We start from the raw sequence: 20,361 nt of genomic DNA, 5'->3' as shown, positions 1-20,361 counted from the left end.
GATTTTCAAAAATAAATAACAATGAAAATACTCAGATTGACTTTTCTCTGTTTTCTAATGTATTCAAAGGTCTTTTCTCAGGAGTGGAAACCGCAGGAATGGCCGATTTTAAAAAGTTATGACAGGGATCATCTTTTTCAAATAGCGCTGCCGTTAGGAGGTATCGGTACCGGAACTGTTTCTTTGGGTGGCCGTGGTGAACTTCGTGACTGGGAAATTATGAATGTCCCAGGTAAAAAATACAGTACGGTAACAACAGGCAACAACGCTCCTTTTTTTGCCATCTATACAAAACCTCTGGATGGAAAATCTTCTACATCCCTTTTATCTGGGCCATTATATACACATGAATATCTTCATTATGAGGGACGTCCGGTAAATCATCATGGATTACCCCGTTTCGAAGAGGCTTCTTTTGATGCTGCTTATCCTTTTGGACAGGTTCACTTGTCAGATAAAACAATGCCGGTAAAGGTAACTATTAAAGGATTTAATCCTTTAGTCCCTACTGATGAGGATGCGAGTAGCCTTCCTATCGCTATACTTTCTTATGAAGTAGAGAATACTACCGGCCAATCGCTCGAAGTAGCCGTTTGTGGTTCTATACGTAATTTTATAGGAAAAGACGGAAGTCAGTTCAGAACAGACTGGAAAGGAGATTATATACCCACAGGGGCAAAAAATAATAAAAATGAATACCGACAGACGAAGGGTTTACAAGGGATTTATTTCTATTCGGATAGTGTAGGTCGGAAAGATTCCGCTTGGGGTACAATGGCGTTAGTAACCCAGACTATGGAGGGAATTACATTCCGTACTTCGTCGAAGCAAGATAGTTGGAATAACGGAATACTTAATTTTTGGGATGATTTTAGTGAAGATGGTGTTTTGACGGAGCGGGATAAATCAGAAGATCAGGATCCAATGGCTTCATTAGCTATAAAGAAAATAATTCCACCTCACGGTAAAAAAACATTCACTTTTTTCCTTACCTGGAATTTCCCAAACCGTAAAGCCTGGTCGGATACGATTGTAGGAAATTATTATAGTCAGTTATATACCGATGCCTGGGACGCGGCAGAAAAGATGGTCCCTCAAATCCCCGGTTTGGAAAAAGAAACACTTTCTTTTGTAAATGCATTATTAAAAGCTTCTTACCCGGAAATAGTGAAAGAGGCAGCTTTATTTAATCTGGCAACATTACGCTCGCAAACAGTATTCCGGTTACCCGGTGGACATTTGATGGGCTGGGAAGGTGTCATGGACCGTTTTGGATCCTGTGCCGGCTCATGTACCCACGTCTGGAATTATGAAGTGGCAACCCCTTTTCTTTTTGGGAATCTGGCTAAGACGATGCGGGATGTGGAATTTAACTATGCAACAAAAGAGAATGGCTTGATGAACTTTCGGGCGTCCTTACCTTTGTCGGAAGCTGATAGAGGGAATGCCGCCGCCGCGGACGGACAGATGGGGTGTATCATGAAAGTTTATAGGGAATGGCAACTCTCGGGAGATAATCAATTTCTGACATCTAATTGGGAGCAGATAAAGAAAGTGCTCTCATATGCATGGACTGAAAAAGGCTGGGACGGGAATCAGGATGGAGTTATGGAAGGTCGTCAACATAATACAATGGATGTTGATTACTATGGTCCTAATCCTCAGATGGGTTTTTGGTATATGGGAGCTTTACGTGCTGCGGAAAAAATGGCTTTAGCCATGAAGGATAAAGCTTTCGCAGGAAAATGCCGTCGTCTTTTTGAAAAAGGAAGTGCCTGGATGGATGATAATCTTTTTAATGGAGAATATTACGAACATAAAATTACAGATCCCCGCACATTTGAGTTTCTGGATATGAATGAACCTGATACACCTATTCCTCCATTCCAGTTAGGTCGGGGATGTCTTGTGGATCAATTGGTAGGGCAATATATGGCACATATTTGTGGTTTGGAGTATCTGGGTAATAAAGAACATATACGAACAACCCTGAAAAGCATTATGAAATACAATTATGTGGAAGACTTTAGCCGTCACTTTAATAATATGCGTTCTTATGTAATGGGGGATGAGTCCGGCCTCTTGATGGCTTCCTGGCCAAACGGCCGGTTAGAAGTCCCTTTCCCTTATTTCGCAGAGGTTATGACGGGTTTTGAATACAGTACAGCAGTTGGAATGATTTATGAGGGTATGGAGGAAGATGCTTTGAAATGTATCGGGGCAATCCGTAAACGTCATGACGGGGCTAAACGAAACCCGTTTAGTGAGCCCGAATGCGGACATCATTATGCCCGTTCAATGGCCAGTTGGGCCTCTGTTGTTGCACTAAGTGAGTTTCAGTACTCAGGAACAGATAAGACTATGTCTATTACTTCTCGTCCCGGAACATATTTTTGGAGTAATGGCTATGCCTGGGGCCTTTGTGAGGTGGAGGATTCAGGTGCGAAACTGGAAGTGCTGAAGGGATCTTTGTCTTTGGATAAGTTTTCACTTTCGGATGGCAGAGAAAAAAAACTGGAACATATTCAAATCAACGAAGGTGAATCCTATATAATGACTTTTTAATAAGAAACGAACGTCAGTAAATTAGATTCAATTGAGTCATTAATTTATTAGTAGCCATTGTTTTGTTTCATAATATTTTCGCATCTTTGCAAAAATATGTTCAATAAATTCAGTTGTTTTCTATGCTCGACATAGTAAAAACAAATTTTTCCTCTGTGCTCGCTTATCGAAAACATTCAAATAAGTTTGACTTTGCTCATTTAGCTTAAAGAAAACGTTCAATAAGTATGTTCTGTGTTTACTTAATGTAAATATTATTTTTTGATATCCTACTGACAACAACCTATGAGATTTACCCCTAAGGGGAACTCTCTTTTTACATGTGAATAGTTTTTACATGGATAAGACACTTGAAATAGAATGCCTGACAAATCTTGCTGAGGGGGATCATCGGTCATACGAATTATTATTCCTTGCATATCACCCTAAGGTTTATCATTTTTTATACGGTTTTATAAAAAATGAGGAAGAAGCGTATGATATGGCACAGGAGATATTTTATAAAGTGTGGGTAAACCGCAAGACTATGGGAGAAATCAAATCGTTCAAGGCTTATTTATTTACCATGGCACGTCACATGATCTATAACTATTATGAACATACCCTTGTAAAGGAAAAATATACCCTTAGCCGGTTAGCTCAGTCGGAAACATATGAACCGGAACAGGATATGTTCGCCAAAGACCTTGCTTTACTGATCGACCTTGTGGTCTCGCAAATGCCTGAACAACGTCAGCGCATATTTAAGATGAGCCGGAAAGAAGGGTTTTCGAGTGATGAAATCGCCTCCCGTCTGAATATCCATAAACGAACGGTGGAAAACCATATTTCCAAGGCGTTGAGCGATTTGAGAAAAGCGCTTCAATATATTTCTTTTCTGTTTTTTTAAAATGAATTGGAAATCCTTAATTAATTCTTACTTCTTCATTTAAGCCCCATTCTTATTTCAACTTACCCCTGTTTACTTTTCCTTATTTCTAAATGAAATAAAAGATGTATTTATTTATGATATTCGTAATCGAGATAATCTCAGTAGTAAAATTTAAATAATTTCATATTTTTTTGAGAAAATATATATTGGCTTGTGCGTTTCCGCCGGTTTCCCTGTCTACCTTAATAGAAGCGTGAATGCGGTATAATGAAAGGAATCTTTAAACAATCAGTGTAAAGAATGAAATATTATCGAACAGGGTTAGACCTGAGAAAGTGTTATTTTCATACGAACATTTTCGCTAAGCAATACGAGCAGAAGGTAAACTTGTTTGCATTATACCATTGCGAGAATTAACAATCGAGGAACGAAGGCGACTTAAAATGACTAATTTTAATGAACATAATTTATTTTTTAACGCTAATGTCGTACGGAACTCGCATTGTTGACTATGTCGACTATTTCGTAATTTATCATCTTATATACCCTTATTAGACGGGGGTCGTTTCATACGAAAAAAATTTTGTTTGTCTTTAAGATGTTGTAAATACTAAATTTATCATAAAATACTCTTAAGCTATGGATACAATATTAATGGAAATTTATTACATAGTCGATAAGTTTTGCAAAAAAATTAAAAAGAGCGTAGCAGGAAACGGCTTGCAAGTGAAATAGACCAAGAGAGTCTAAGGGTGTTTACGGTGTCAGGCAGTGGGGATAATTACTATTAAAAAAACAATAAATTATTAATGACATGGACCATTTTCATTTAAACATAATACGCAAGTCTGGAAAAAAGAGTTTTCTTTTTTTGACTATGTGTGGCGCATTATTACTGATAAGCGCCTGTTCCGAATCTGATAAACTGACATTATCGAGCGGTGGAAAAGCAGAGTATTCAATTGTGCTTCCGGATGCGCCGACACTTGTGGAGACCACTGCTGCCAGAGAACTTAAAAAACACCTTGACGAGATCACCGGAGCAGATTTTGCTATTGTTGGCGAATCAAAAGCCGACAGTTCGAAGCCGCTGTTAATTGTGGGAAACTCCTCCCTTGTTAAAGCCTTCCTGCCAGCGGTCGATGTAACACAACTTCCCTACGACGGGATAGTGATTGAGACCATCGGAAAAAATATCGTTATGGTCGGCCATCCGGTAAGAGGGACGCTCTATGCTGTAAATACCTTTCTCGAAGAAGCAGCCGGTGTGCGTTGGTGGACTTCTACCGAATCATATATCCCTAAAGCGAAAAGACTGAAAGTGCCGATGTTGCATATAAACTATGCTCCGCATCTGATTTACCGTGAAGCCTTTTACAAGGAAGCACTCAGCAATGAAGTCTTTGCGGCAAGAATGAAATGTAACGGTGACTTTTCAAAAATTACTCCCCAATATGGAGACTACCATAAATTTCAGTATTTCGTACATTCTTTCTATCCTATTTTACCTCCACAAAAATACTTTGATAAACACCCCGAATGGTACAGTCTTGTTAACGGCAAACGCACTAATCAATGGGCCCAGCTTTGTCTGTCAAACGATGCCATGCGTGAAGAATTTATCAGAAATGCAATCGACACTCTTCGCAATCATCGCGGCATGGACTTTATTTCTATTAGCCAGAACGACTGTCATGGAGCCTGCCAGTGCGAAAAATGCCAGGCAATTGTAAAGGAAGAAGGCAGTGAGTCAGGCCCGCTGATCCGGTTTGTCAACAGTGTGGCTGAAGAAATTGAAAAGGAATTTCCTGATATCTGGGTGGAAACGCTTGCTTATCAATATACGCGCAAAGCGCCTCAGAAAGTCAAACCACGCAGAAATGTAGTCGTCCGCCTCTGCACGATCGAATGTTCTTTTTCCCAATCTTTGGATGAAGGCGAGCATAACAAGTCTTTCCGTGAAGATATCGAGGCATGGAGTAAGATAGCAGATCATCTCTTTGTATGGGACTACGTAACCAACTTTACTTCTTATATGTTGCCTCACCCCAATATCCATACGCTGGCATCGAACATCCGTTTTTTCATAAAAAACAATACGATCGGACTCTTCGAGCAGGGTGACGTATATTGCGACGCAGGCGACTTTGTCAGAATGCGCAATTGGGTCATCTCCCGCCTGATGTGGAACCCCGGTCTCGATGAAAATCAACTTATCGACGAGTTTCTCACCGGTTATTACGGGGAAAAAGCTGCTCCATACTTACGTCAATATTGGGATTTACTTACCAACAGAATCAAGGAATCGGAAGTTTATCTCCGCTGTTATATGAAAAATACGGCTGATTGGCTCACGGTCCCGGTGTATGCTGAAGCTGCTTTACTGATGAAACAGGCGCTTGATGTAACCAAAGACGAGACCCTTAGGAATCGTATCCACCGCGAGGAAATTCCGCTTAAATTCGTTTTGTTGCTCGAGAATGAACGGTTTAAAGCGTATGAAAAAGAAAACGGTAGTTCCCCCGTGACACTTCCTGACCCTGAAACGGCACTCACGGAGTTTATGGCCCTGCTTAAAGAATTCAATGTGACCATAATTAGGGAGGATTTCAGTCCCAATGCCAACCATATCCAATGGGTGGAACAACTCCTGCGCAGTAAACTATTTCCCGAAGATAAACAAGATTAAGATGAAAAAATTAATGTTCATCATTGTCTGTAGTACTCTCTTTTCCTGCTCGGGGAAACCTTCGCTTGACGACTTTTTTCCCGGTAGAGAAAGGGTAAATGCTTCCGCAGCAATCTTCAGCAACTACAAATTCAACGGTTATACCTATTATTGGCAGGATGTTTATCAGCATCGTTATCGATACGGAAACCTTTTTCGACTAAATATCCCCGATATCAATGCCTCTGTCCTTCAGGCAAAAGCAGATGTGGGTGAAGCCCTTCATATGCCAGGCCTTCAGGTGCAGGAAGGTTTTATCAAGGCATTGCTGAAAAGGAATCCTACGTACAGATTACTGGATAATCCGTCGGTGAAGGAATTGAATGATGCGATCGGCCAGGGCGATGTATTGATTTATGCAAATACCGGATTCGAAACAGGGAAAAAACTATTGGAAAAGGCTGAAGGAATTTTTCAAGATAATCAAGATTATAACGTAGGGCATCAGGCTAAAGCAAGAGGCTGTTCAAATATCCATGCCTTTGTATTGAAAAAGAGTGGCCGGACATTGTATGCGGTAGTCGGAACTTCACAGGAACAACTGGCTCGTTTTCGTACCGTGCTTGAAAATACCCTTGGACTTCTTTCGGAATACGACCTGAAACGAGGTTGGTTCGGCGCCCAGACGCTGATTAAAAGCGTAACCTGTACGCCTGGAACACCCATTGATGTGATGGGACAAGGACTGAATGAAGGTAATTCGTGGTTCATTTTCGATGGCTATATGGAGTTTCTGGCAAAAAAGGAAATAGACGGCTGGGTTGCTGAAAGCGGGCTGCCGGTCGTGGCCGATGTGGGGTTCCCGCCAGTTTACAACTGCTCCGATTACGACGACCTGCAGATACAGCTGATGTTTACTCCTCAGGATTGGATTGAATATGCCAAGAGGAAAAACGGATATGTCTTCCGTCAGATCGATGACAGGCAGGCTGACAACCTGCCGTACAACGGGTATTATGCCAATCCGGGGAACGCCCGGCAAATAAATGATGAAGATATGCCTTTCGTCATTCAGACAGGCGACCTGCTGACAGGTGCCACTTCACATATGGTGCTTTTTAACAAAAAAGGCCAGCCTTTCGACAAGGTAAAACTTTGGGATGCCATTATGGGCCGCCGCGCCGTAGCCATTGCCGAAGGAGGGTTCATGATGGGAGCGGAACATTACCGCAATGCCCTTCAATTGCTGTTCCTCGATAAGGTTTACCTCGAAGACTATTTCGGGGACCGGGTGAATCTTGAAACCGAAACCCGGGGAAATCAGATCTTGCTTACCGTAACAAATACTTATGACCATTCCGTAACAGGACAGTTGAAAGTGAACCTTCCCCAACAATTGTCCATAAGCGGGGAAAAAGAGTTGACCCTTAGCCTGCCCGCGGGAGTGTCCAAAACGCTTGCTTTCCGTATCGAACCCACAACTAAAGCAATGAACCGCCGCCATGCAGTTGCATTTACTTACGATTGGGGTGGTCTTTCAGCCAAATCGACCCTTGCCATGCTGGAACTGCCACCTGTCATTTCGGTCCACGAATTGCTTTACGGTACTTCATCGGGCATTCAATTCCCCGTCAGTGTGCATAATTTTACCGCTCAGGATTCTTTTGCTGTAAAAATAAATGTAGCAGGAATAAATGATCCGTCCAACCGGGTTTTTGAAGCGGAGAAAAACGCCGCCGCAGCTACCGGCGATTACTGCGATATGGAATTTGATTTGCAATTGCCGGCGGGGAACTATCTTGTTACTACTTCTGCGCTGGGACTTAAAGCAACAACGCAGCTCGGTGTGGAAGCCTCATCCGGCTTTGCCCGCATGGAAGATGTTGATCTCAATGGCGACGGCATATCCGAATATGTGATGGAAAATCAGCAGGTAAAGGTTACCCTGCTCACAACCGGGGCCCGTGTAATTGAGTATATCGTAAAAAAGAAAAACGATAATGTGCTTTTCAAACTTTGGCCCCAAAAACCTGATGATGACCGTCGTACCTATCGCGAACGCGGATTTTATCCCTATGGAGGTTTTGAGGATTTTCTCGGCCAGCCGAGTATTGAAACCCACAAAGTTTATGACGCAACAGTAGAAAAACGGGAAGGGGAATACGTACGATTACGTATGACTGCTGAGTATTACGGAAATTTCATAGAAAAACTCTATACCCTTTACGGTAATACACCATTGCTCGAAGTACGGTTCGCTATGAGGATGATAAATCCCGAACTGAATATAATCGGGCCGCAACCTATTTTAGAAATTGGGAAAGCGCACGGCCTCGAAGATCGGTTTATTATTCCGGAAAAAGACGGATTGCAGGAATACCGCATGAGAGCCGATCGTTATTACGGAAAAAAGTTAGATGTCATCGAAGGATGGAATGCCGGTTACGATACGCAGGAAGATATTGCCTTCGTCGGCGCTTATCCCGTTACACGACCTATTTTTCTTCACATGTGGATGAATCATCCCTCCAACCCGGATACCAATTATTTTTATGCTGAGTTTCAGCCATGGGTACCACTGTTTATGAGGTCTACCTCTTACTTCTCTTACTACATGTGGGCTGAGGCGGGAGACTGGCAGAAAGTATTGGATGAGTTGAAGAACAGGAATTTGATAACAATTAGAAATTAAAACATTATGAAGAGATCAGCTTTTTTATTAATGTTGTGTTTTTGGGGAGTTGTCTTTTCGACACAGGCAAAAAATAAGTCTGAAATCCTTAAAATAAACCATCTTGAATTGGGATATCCGCATCCGGCCATACCTTTCTATCATCTCAAGGCCGAATTGGAATTGCCTGAATCCTCCATGATTGAAGTGGAAGCTATAGTTAACGGTAAAACCCTGAGGTTCGTCAATCTCTATCAAGGCGATATCGTGGAAGAAGCTGACAAACCGGGTTTTATACACCGCCCACCTTCGGGGTATGCTCTATCGCAGGATAATATGCTTTATAAGACCCCTTTAATCACTGCATGGGTGAGATGGGAACCCGGGAAAACCTATAAAATAGAGGTAAAAGTCAAAATAAAAAAATCGGTCAAACCTTCGCCTAATGATAAAATACTCTCGGCTACTGTCGAAGTGAAGGCTCCGGATGGCGTCGCTGGCTTCGATCCGGCATGGAAAGCTTATAAATCTATTGTGTTGAGCGAAACTGCCGGTATCGAGCGGAAAAAGGAAGCCGTCGAAGTGCTCCTGCCGTTCTATCCTGACGAGGTGACCGACCTGAAACGCGAAATCCGCGTAATGGCCGTAAATCCTACAGATTACAGCTTGAGCGAAGTCCCTTGCCAGATATTTGAGATTCAGAAATATATGGTCAAAGATAGTCTAAACCCTTTGGAAGAAGGCCAATCCTCAAGACACATTCCACTTTGGATGCCCACCGTTACCTGTAAGGTCGCCTTTCTGGCTGATGTGTCGGCCAAAACAAGTAAGGTATTCCTGGTTTATTACAACAACCCGAAAGCATTGACAAAATCGTATCGGACAGACCTTCAGGTTCAGGGCGAACTCCCCGGCCTGACTATCGATAATGATTATCTCAACGTTGTCTTGCACCCCAGTTCCGGTCATATTGATGAGATCACATTAAAATCTCATGTGGCGAACCCCTTGTTCCACCGTATGGAAACGAATGGAGCCATTCATTGGAACCCGGATATTTACGCGCCGCCGAGAGCATGGGCACATACAGCCGACTGGAAAAATGATCAGAATATGTATGCCATATCGGGTCCGGTATTGGCAACAGGTGAATTCTGGGGACAATTACGCCATATGCCCGGCGTGGATGCTGCTGTCCGTTATGATTTTTTCCCAGGCGTACCCTATTTTTTTGCGACAACAGACATGAGGATCAACGAGACTCTTCAAACTCTTGCACTCAGAAATGCTGAAATTGTGTTCAAAAGGGAGTTGCTAACCCATGCCGCATGGTACGACATTATCCGTGATAAGGTAATGGTTTACGACGTGCTGAATATGGCTGACTTGACTGATCTGAAAATGGAGGCTGACATACCTTGGATTACTTTTTATAATGAACAAACAGGAATTGGTTTTGCAGGCATCAACCTGGAATATGCCAACGCTTCACTCGAATCGCGCATCAGCCTGTTGAATCCCTATTTCTACATCACGGGAGGGCCATGGATTTATTGGACCCGTGCGCTTTCTTTAAGTTTTCTCGCTTCCAATATGCAACAAGTGATCCCTGTAAAAAAAGGGAGTATGTTCCATGAAAAATGGGCTTATCTCGTCTATCAGGTTGATCAGGAAATCCCCTACACACCGGTGCTCGAGTGGGCCAAACGCCTAACCAACCCGTTACGTGTCAGATTGGAAGAAGAAGTGGATGATCGTGTTTCGAAAACCCTTATCGAAGTCTATATGGACGAAGGAAAAAGCGGATGGGAAGAACGCGAAACCGGAAAGCATTAACATACTACCATCTATGCCCTCTATTATGCCCTTAAAGGATATAAGGTCAGCCTGGAAAGTAGACTCTTACATTAAAACTAATAAAGAAGGAGGATATATATATGAAAAAAAAAGCCGAGAAACTCCTGCTGTAAAGCTTCCCGGGTTGAAATCGTCAAATACCATACAATATTATTGATGGAATAGAGACTTCGGACAATTTATTTAGTATTAATATTAAGTTAATAACAAAAGTATGAAAATAAACAATATAAAAAATGAATTAATAAATAAAATGTTCTTCCTGTTATTTATAATTCTCTTCTTTTTTCAAAATCAACAGTCTTTTGCGCAGACCGTTTCTCTATCAAATACGCGTCTTACACTCAAAACGGCCTTTACAGAGATAGAGAGGCAAACAGAAATGCCAGTCGATTATAACCAGGAAGTGATCAATGTAAATAAGACTATTGTTATCCCATTGAAAAGCGGTTCCTTACCAGATATCATGGAGGTATTATTGCAGGGGACCGGATGTACGTATATTATAAAAGAAAACCATATTGTTATTTCTACAGCACTGGTAACACAACAAAACCAATGGCATATCACCGGGACTGTTATCGATGAAAATGGCGAACCTCTCATCGGAGCAAATGTGATAGTAAAAGGAACAACAGATGGATGTGTGACGGATATAGAGGGAAAGTTTAGTTTAACAGTTTCAGGAAGTACTATTTTGCAAATTTCTTACGTCGGATATCTTTCACAGGAAATAACCGTCAGAAACCAGCAAAATCTACAAGTCATTTTAAAAGAAGATTTCCAAGGTTTGGAAGAAGTTGTTGTGGTAGGTTATGGTACACGTGCTAAAGGAGCTATAACCGGAGCTATTTCAACAGTAAAAAGCGATGTGTTTGAAAATCGTCCGGTTATTAATAGTATGGATGCTCTGCAAGGAACTATACCTGGAGTAACTATAATGAAGGGAAATGGCCAACCTGGTAAAGAAAATTATAGCCTACAGATTCGTGGATATTCTTCTATTAATGGAAATGTTCCATTGATAATGATTGATGGCATGCCGGGAGATCTTACCAATATTAACCCCAATGATATCGATAATATTTCTGTTTTGAAAGATGCAGCGGCGGCTATTTATGGAGCACGGGCTGCAGATGGAGTTGTCCTGATTACAACGAAAAAAGGTAATAAAGGAAAGCCATCTATTGCTTATTCGGGTAACTTTGGTTTAAAAGTACCTCATCATCTTCTAAAAGTAGCAGACACCTATCATGGCGCAGCTATGTTGGATGAAGGGTTGAAAAATGTGGGATTGCCGGGCTTTTCAGACGAGGTTTTCGATAAAATACGATCGAATGCTCCTCCTACAGAGAAGGGTTGGATGTTTGGATTGACTGATTTCCCGGGTTTTTATGGCTCTACTGACTGGTTTAAAGAAACATACAAAAGTTCGATCCAACAAAGCCATAATCTGACCATATCAGGTGGGGGAGAAAATAACGTGTATTTGCTATCCGCAGGTTATAAAAATAATCCAGGAATTATGAATTTTGCTAATGACAAAGCTGACGCTTATAACTTGCAATTGAATTATGATTTTAAGCTTTTTGATCGATTAAATATAGAAACAAAGAGCTCATATGTAAATAGAATTAACGAAGAACCCACCCAATTGCCGGTTGTGATTAGTTGGCTGCCCAGACTGTGGTCTTTTGTCCCCATGTATAATCCTCATGGACAATATTATACTTATCAGGGATTCTTAAACCCAGGTGATTTTTTACAACATGGAGGGAATAGAAAAATGAATCACCATCAGTTCAATACTAATTTTAAGGGAGATTTTGAAATATTATCCGGATTAAAAATAATTGCTCAAGCTGCTACAAAAATGTATTTTACTAAGGATGTTTTTACAAATCCCACATTTGAACTTTATAATTGGGCAGGAGTAGTTCAGAATATTGCTAATCCAATTAATTCTGCTAGTTTCACTAATTCTCGAGGTATACAAAAAATCTATAATGCATATTTTGATTACAATAAAATACTCAGAGAAGATCATTATTTGAACGTAATGATAGGAGCCTCACACGAAGAAGCAGATTTCGATCAAGAGATCATAGTCGGATATAATTTTAAAGATAACAAAACATTTACTTTGAATCTGGCGGATAAAACGAAAACGGAATACATGAATTTTACGGGAGCTATCAATGATTGGGCTTTACAATCATATTTCTCCCGTATAGGTTATTCTTATAAGAATAAATTGATTACGGATATTACTCTTCGTACTGATGGGAGCTCTAAATTTGCACCGGACAAACGTTGGAGTTCGGTATTCCCCTCTGTCGCACTTGCCTATAATTTATCAGAAGAAAATATTATACGATCATTGAATTTTTTTGATATGTTGAAATTAAGAGTATCATGGGGAAAGATGGGTAATCAGGATATAGGGTCTTTAGGATTATATGATTATATGCAATTAATATCCATATCTGGTAATTATCCTATCGGTTCTCCTAATGTTGGTCGGGTAGGAGCAATCTCTACTATTGCCTCAAAAGAAAGAACATGGGAGACCATCGAAAATAAAAATATAGGACTAAATATGGCTGCGTTGCAATCCCGTCTATCCTTCTCCATTGATTATTTTAATAAAACCAATAACGATATGTTGGTAAATGAGGCGGTACCTGCAACATTTGGAGGTACACCTCCTTCTCAAAACCAAGGGAAATTACGTACGCGTGGATTTGAAATAACCGTTGGATGGAGAGATAAAATCAATGATTTTGAATATGGGATATCATTTAATTTAAACGATAGTAAAAATAAACTTATAGAATTGAAGAATAGTGATAATTATTTTGAAGGACTAAATTTTGCCCGTAAAGGTTATCCCATATATTCCTATTTTGGCTATGTGTTTGATGGCATCATTCAGACTCAGGAGCAGTTGGAAACTTATAAGAAACTGGAAGGTGTGCCAAAGGGACTTGGTGTAGGTGATGCGATGTATAAAGATGTTGATGGTGATGGTAAGATTACCGCCTACGGAGATAAGGAAAAAGGATTGGACGGAGATATGATATACTTGGGTAATAGACTTCCCCGCTATACGTTTTCTTCTAATGTAAATCTTTCTTACAAAAGGTTCTATATGAATGTATTCTTTCAGGGGGTAGGTAAAAGAACCACAATGTATACAGGAGACTTTTCAGTACCAAATTACTGGTGGTGGTATCAGCCTTTGCAGTATTTTTATGGAAAAACATGGACATCAGAAAATCCAGATGCCCGATATCCGAGAATTATACCAGGAAGTGTAGGATATGATGATATTAAGAACTGGAACTGGCGTACTTCGGCAAATAGGATGGATAATATTGGTTACTTAAGATTAAAGGTATTAACATTGGGATTCAATCTGCCCCAAAACTGGTGTACAAAATTAAACATGCAGAATGCTCGTATATATTTTAGTGGCCAGGACTTATTTACTTTTTCTAAAGGTACGCGGGAGGGTAATTATGACCCAGAGAACCAAAATAGTAATGAAAATGCCTATCCATTTAATAAAGTATATTCTATAGGAATTGATTTTAAATTTTAATATAAGATCCATCATGAAAAAATATACAATATATATATGCCTGTTCGTAACTATATTTTATCTAAATAGGTGTAAAGATCTTGATCTGTATCCTTTAGATAATATGAGTGATGCAACCTTTTGGGAAACGGCAGATGATTTTAAAACAGCAGCGAATAATTTGTATAATAGTTTAGAAAGATTCGGCTACGACGATATTACATCCGATATTGCGTTCCAAAGCCCCAATGCCGTGAGTAATGGCTCTTATCAATTAAGTGAAACGTCCACTGTTTGGACAGATTCCTATGTGTACATCCGTAGAGCTAATAACATATTGGAAAAAGCTGAAGGAAAAACTGAAAGTGAAATAATACGTTTTATAGGTGAAACAAAATTCTTCAGAGCGTATAATTATTGGAAAATGTTTAAAATATATGGTGGGATTCCTTTGATTGATAAAATATTGGAAGCAACCGATCCTGAGTTGTTTAAACCTCGGGCGAGCCGGACAGAGACTATTGATTTTATTTTGAAAGATTTGGATGAAGCGGCAAAAGTATTACCCCGACAAAAAGAACTACCCGCAGGAGACATAGGACGTATAACGCAAGGAGCTGCTTTATCTATGATTGCCCGGGTTGCTTTATTTGAGGGAACCTGGCGTAAATTCAGGAATGAAGCGGATGCTGAGAAATATTTGGATATAGCTATTGCGGCTTCAAATGAGGTTATAAGTAGTGGTCAATATTCTTTATTTAGAGATAAAGGAGAAGAAAGCTATTTCTATTTATCGATAGAGGAAGGTGATGACTCTTCTGAAAGCATCTTGGATCGTAGATATCAGCGAAATGTTTTAGGTCATGGCATGCCGTATAATTATAATGGATATGGATATAATCCAACTCGTAAATTAGTGGATATGTATCTGGATAAAAATGGTTATCCGATAATGCACGAAAAATCTGTTTTTAAAGGCTACTCTACTTTTACTTCCGAATACGAAGACCGTGATCCGCGTATGACTCAAACTATGACTCCTCCGGGAACTAAGACGAACAGAGTTTTTTATCCTGTTGAAAAAGTAGAGAATTGGCCAAATTTCCCTCAAAGTAATGCTAACACAGGTTATATTCTCTATAAATATATGTCGTGGGACTTAGACGGAATCAATGGAGGAAATAATGGTGATTTGAGTAAATTTGACTATGATAAGCATCTGCTTCGTTATGCGGAAGTATTATTGACTTATGCGGAAGCTGTTTATGAGAGACGAGGAACAATAACAGATGAAGAACTAAATAAATCTATCAATGTTGTAAGAAACAGAGTAAATATGCCACCACTAACGAATGATTTCGTTTTATCTAATAATCTGGATATGCGAGAAGAAATTAGGCGTGAAAGAACTGTAGAATTGGCATTGGAAGGGTTTCGTTATGATGATTTACGTCGTTGGAAAACTGGGGAAACTGAATTACCAAAAGATATAAAAGGTATTAAAATTAAGAATACAGAATGGGAAAATAAAGCTCCATACAATGACATTTATTATCAAAATAAAACGGATGAAGAAGGCTTCTTAATAGTAGAGACGGGTCGAATATTTGATCCGAAAAAACATTATTTACAACCTTTACCAACAAAAGAAGTTGCATTCTACCAGGCAAATGGATTTGTGTTAGAACAAAATCCGAACTGGTAGTACTTTATCTATAAACTAATAGAGGTTAGAGTCTGATTATACAGAGTATTCAAGGCGTTGTCTGATAATCAGCGCCTTGAATAAATTGATTGTATGTTTAATTGATTAAAAAATAGTAAGAATATGAATTTGAGAAGAAATATCATTTTTTCATTATTGGGGTGTCTTTTTTTTAACTGTAATGGGATATATGGTGAATCAAGCTTAGCAATAATACCGCAACCGGTAAAAGTCGAAAGATTATCTGGATTTTATCTGTTTTCCGCTAAGTCTTATTTCAGTATATCTCCCGATCAAAATGAATTAAAAGAAATACTTAATCCGTTTACCGGCTTATATAAACCGCATACTTTAATAGTTAAATCAGAAAATAAAGCAGATAAACAATCTATCCGTTTGGAATTATTATCACAGAATGATAATACATTGGGAGATGAAGGATATCGCTTACGCATTGAACCTAAAGGTGTACGATTAGAAGCCAATAAAGAAGCCGGCATTTTTTATGGCCTTCAAACCCTTATGCAATTATTACCTGCCGATTATAATGGAACAGATAAAATTAATATACCATGTGTATCTATCCTTGATTATCCACGTTTTCAATGGAGGGGGCTTCTATTGGATGTCTCCCGTCATTTTTTTTCAAAAGAATTTCTGAAACGCTATATTGATCAGATGGCAAAATATAAATATAATATTTTACAACTTCATCTGACTGATGACCAGGGATGGCGTATACAGATAGATGCTCTACCTGCATTAACAGAAAAAGGAGCATGGAGAGCTGAACGTGTGGGTAGATTCTTTAGAATAGAACCGCAACAGTCCGGAGAGCCGGCCACAGAAGGAGGATTCTACACGAAAGCTGATATGCGGGAGATCATAGAATATGCAAAACAACGAAAAGTGTTGATTCTCCCGGAAATTGAAATGCCAGGGCATAGTTTGGCGGCTATTGTTGCTTATCCCGGGTTATCATGTACGGGAGAACAATATAGGGTGAACGTAGGGAATAATTTTTATGGAAAAGAAGACAATGCTTTGTGTGTTGGAAACGAGGCTGTTTTTGAATATGTAGATAAGGTATTGGAAGAAGTTGCCGATCTTTTTCCCAGTCCTTATATTCATATTGGCGGAGATGAATGTTTTAAAGGTTTTTGGCAGGAATGTCCTAAATGTCAAAAACGTATCGAAGAAGAAGGATTAAAAAACCTGCATGAGTTACAAAGCTATTTCATTAAACGTGTACAGAAAATTGCTCAAAGCAAGGGAAAGCAGATAATCGGTTGGGATGAAATATTGGAAGGTGGATTAGCGCCCGGAGCTATTGTGACTTCCTGGCGGGGAATTAATGGAGGTATTGCGGCAGCTCGTAAAAATCATCAGGTAATAATGTCTCCTATGGATTATTGTTATCTGGATTTATATCAGGGAGAACCATCAGTAGAACCAAAAACTTATTCCATGTGTCTTTTGAGTGATTGTTATAATTATGAACCGGTTCCGGAAAATGTGGATCCTTACTACATATTAGGTGGGCAAGGAAATCTCTGGACCGAAAGTGTACCTGCCGGAAGACATGCCGAATATATGACATGGCCCCGGGCTTTTGCTTTGGCAGAAACCTTTTGGTCTGCAAAAGATGTTCGTGATTGGAAAAGTTTTATTCCCAGAATGGAACAACATATGAAACGTTTAGATGCCTCAGGAGTGAATTATGCAAAAAGCGTTTATAACGTTATAGTTTCACCCGTAAAAGATGCAGAAGGTAAAATGACTCATATCGAACTGGGAGCAGAAATAGAAGGGACGGAAATATATTATACCTTTGATGAAACCGATCCTGATCGTTATTCTAAACGTTACGAAGGGATTCCTCTTAGCATTCCTAAATCAGCAGAGACAATACGATGTATAACTTATTATAAAGACAAGATTGGAAAAGTTGTATCCCTTTCTCTGGATGAACTGGCCAAAAGAAGACCTATTCATAGATATAACATCGTATTTGATTAAATAAAAAATTGATGTTATCTTTTGGCTTGAAAAATAAAGAAAAAAAATGGATAGTCAAATTTATTTGGGTATAGATATAGGAGGAAGCCGTATAAAGGCTGTTACGGTTTTAGGAACACAACTCAGACCGGTAGATGTCTCCTCACAGATTGATAGTGCCGTATTTGAAGTAGTTGATAGTCGTCTAAGGGATAAAGGAACGATTGATGATTTTATAACGGCTTTAGATGAACTTTTAGATAAGATTTTTCCCAAGGATAAAACAATTATTTCCGGTATTGGCATATCAACGGCGGGGATAGTAAATTATGCCGGAACCTCGGTCGAAATTGCAGGTGGACATATATCGGCCTTAACTGACTCCAAATGGATAAACCATCTGAAAGAAAAGACAAAGGCACCGGTAGCACTGATAAATGACGCGGATGCTACAGCTGTTGGCGCTGCAGTAAAAGGCTATTTGTCAGGCATACAAACGATTGGAGTGATGCCCATTGGAACCGGAGTAGGATTTACAGTCTGGCGAAACGGACGTCTTTGGCGACCAGGTGGTAAATATACTCTTTTAGGTAGTATAATGAGTCCCAAAGGCAGCTTTGATGAGATAGCCGGATTAGCCGAAATAAACCGCCGGACGAATGGGCGACTGTCAGAATTATTCAAGGAAGAATTTTTTATAGAGTTACGTACCGAATATGAACAGCATTTGTCAGAGGTTATCTATTCCGCATGTGTGGTGTATAACATTGATAAAATTCTGATAGGAGGGGGATTGGCGGAAATAATAGGCGATTATCCGTTGAAAGAGGTTTTGGAAGCAAAAATAGAACCAAAACTTGCGACTTTAGCTCAAAAAGTTGATATAGAAATTATGTATGAAGGAAATCGTTTACCATTGATCGGAGCCTCCATGCTGGCTATTGGTGAACAGATTGCCCGGAAAAATAGCCGGACAAAACGATATGAGCAGATAGAAACCGAGATACCATATCAAAAATCAATCCATTTGGAAAAGAAAAGCGCCATCTCAATAGTGGAACTTCTTGATCTGACAGAAAGAGAATCTGCTGAAAAACTTAAAAAGTCCATTCCATCAATAGCAGAAGTTGCCAACCTTATTGCCGATAGGCTAAAGAAAGGAGGGCGACTTCTCTATGTGGGAGCAGGGACAAGCGGGCGATTGGCTGCCATTGATACAGTCGAGATACCCTGTACATTCGGCTTTCCTCGTGATAAAGTAATGACATTTATTTCCGGTGGAATTGCAGATGCCTCTATAGAGATTGAAACAAATTTTGAAGAAGATGCCAGTGCCGTTCCTGAATTATTATTGGTAAATGTTCAGCACAACGATATTGTAATAGGGATATCTGTAAGTGGTTCTGCTTATTATGTTCAATCTGCTTTAGCTTTTGCTAAATATTGTGGGGCATTTAGTGTCCTTATCTCCGAATCGGATAAGGGAAATACTTTTTTTTGTGATCGGGTCATAGCGTTACATTCCGGGCATGAGCTTGTCGCTGGCTCAACACGAATGAAAGCAGGTACCGCTACAAAAAAAGTATTGAATTATTTATCGACTACAGCTATGATCTTGTTGGGAAATGTCTATGATTGTTATATGGTAGAGGTCGAATGTATCAATCAAAAATTAATTAAAAGAGCTCAAAATCTGATGCAGATTTTGTTTGGGATAAAAGAAGAAGATACCTATAAAATTTTAGAACAACATGATTTTAATTTGAAAAAAGCAATAATAGAAATGACGATATCCAGCAATGGTGAATAGTATTTGATTTCCGATAATGGATAAAAAGCTTGAAATAGAATGCCTGACCAATCTTGCTGAGGGAGACCATCGGTCATACGAATTATTATTCCTTGCATATCACCCTAAGATATATCATTTTTTATGGGGTTTTATAAAAAATGAGGAGGAAGCGTATGATATGGCACAGGACATATTCTACAAAGTGTGGATGAATCGTGAAATGATGAAAGAGATCAAGTCGTTCAAGGCTTATCTGTTCAGCATGGCGCGTCACATGATCTATAACTATTATGAACATACCCTTGTAAAGGAAAAATATACCCTTAGCCGGTTAGCTCAGTCGGAAACATATGAACCGGAACAGGATATGTTCGCCAAAGACCTTGCTTTACTGATCGACCTTGTGGTCTCGCAAATGCCTGAACAACGTCAGCGCATATTTAAGATGAGCCGGAAAGAAGGGTTTTCGAGTGATGAAATCGCCTCCCGTCTGAATATCCACAAACGAACGGTAGAGAATCATATTTCTAATGCGTTGAGCGATTTAAGGAAGGCATTTCAACATATTTCTTTTCTGTTTTTTTAAGATGAAGGGGAAATTCTCAGTTAATTCTTATTCCCTTATTTAGGTACACTTTCTTATTTCAGCCT

General features: G+C 39.6%; 10 protein-coding genes. All 10 read left to right on the top strand.

Annotated elements, in window-relative coordinates; genetic code table 11:
* Positions 1–21: 21 nt before the first annotated feature.
* On the top strand, positions 22–2,565 hold the full coding sequence (locus Q0502_RS15635) for a GH116 family glycosyl-hydrolase (RefSeq protein WP_298652725.1): 2,544 nt from the start codon (positions 22–24) through the stop codon (positions 2,563–2,565).
* A gap of 337 nt (positions 2,566–2,902) precedes the next feature.
* Positions 2,903–3,454, top strand: a complete 552-nt coding sequence (locus tag Q0502_RS15630; protein ID WP_298652723.1) for an RNA polymerase sigma-70 factor — start codon at positions 2,903–2,905, stop codon at positions 3,452–3,454.
* Between the two features lie 859 nt (positions 3,455–4,313).
* Entirely contained in the window at positions 4,314–6,125 is a 1,812-nt protein-coding gene (locus tag Q0502_RS15625) for a DUF4838 domain-containing protein (RefSeq protein WP_298652777.1), read from the top strand.
* Between the two features lies 1 nt (position 6,126).
* The gene (locus tag Q0502_RS15620; protein WP_298652720.1) at positions 6,127–8,796 is read left to right on the top strand and encodes a hypothetical protein; all 2,670 of its coding nucleotides are present in this window, start codon (positions 6,127–6,129) and stop codon (positions 8,794–8,796) included.
* A 6-nt stretch (positions 8,797–8,802) separates the two neighbouring features.
* Positions 8,803–10,611, top strand: a complete 1,809-nt coding sequence (locus Q0502_RS15615) for a hypothetical protein (RefSeq protein ID WP_298652718.1) — start codon at positions 8,803–8,805, stop codon at positions 10,609–10,611.
* A 235-nt stretch (positions 10,612–10,846) separates the two neighbouring features.
* Positions 10,847–14,236, top strand: coding sequence for a TonB-dependent receptor (locus Q0502_RS15610; protein WP_298652715.1), 3,390 nt, complete (start codon positions 10,847–10,849; stop codon positions 14,234–14,236).
* A gap of 13 nt (positions 14,237–14,249) precedes the next feature.
* Positions 14,250–15,920: a RagB/SusD family nutrient uptake outer membrane protein gene (locus Q0502_RS15605; RefSeq protein ID WP_298652713.1), complete on the top strand. Its 1,671-nt coding sequence runs from the start codon at positions 14,250–14,252 to the stop codon at positions 15,918–15,920.
* A 123-nt stretch (positions 15,921–16,043) separates the two neighbouring features.
* Positions 16,044–17,939: a family 20 glycosylhydrolase gene (locus Q0502_RS15600; protein WP_298652710.1), complete on the top strand. Its 1,896-nt coding sequence runs from the start codon at positions 16,044–16,046 to the stop codon at positions 17,937–17,939.
* A 46-nt stretch (positions 17,940–17,985) separates the two neighbouring features.
* A complete protein-coding gene (locus tag Q0502_RS15595; RefSeq protein WP_298652707.1) occupies positions 17,986–19,728 on the top strand; it encodes an N-acetylmuramic acid 6-phosphate etherase in 1,743 nt (580 codons plus the stop codon).
* A gap of 16 nt (positions 19,729–19,744) precedes the next feature.
* A complete protein-coding gene (locus Q0502_RS15590; RefSeq protein WP_298652704.1) occupies positions 19,745–20,296 on the top strand; it encodes an RNA polymerase sigma-70 factor in 552 nt (183 codons plus the stop codon).
* Positions 20,297–20,361: the final 65 nt, after the last annotated feature.

The sequence above is a fragment of the uncultured Proteiniphilum sp. genome (assembly GCF_937873925.1).
Classification (GTDB): domain Bacteria; phylum Bacteroidota; class Bacteroidia; order Bacteroidales; family Dysgonomonadaceae; genus Proteiniphilum.
Note: the sequence above shows the minus strand (reverse complement) of the source record. Positions and strands in the feature narration are given on the sequence as shown.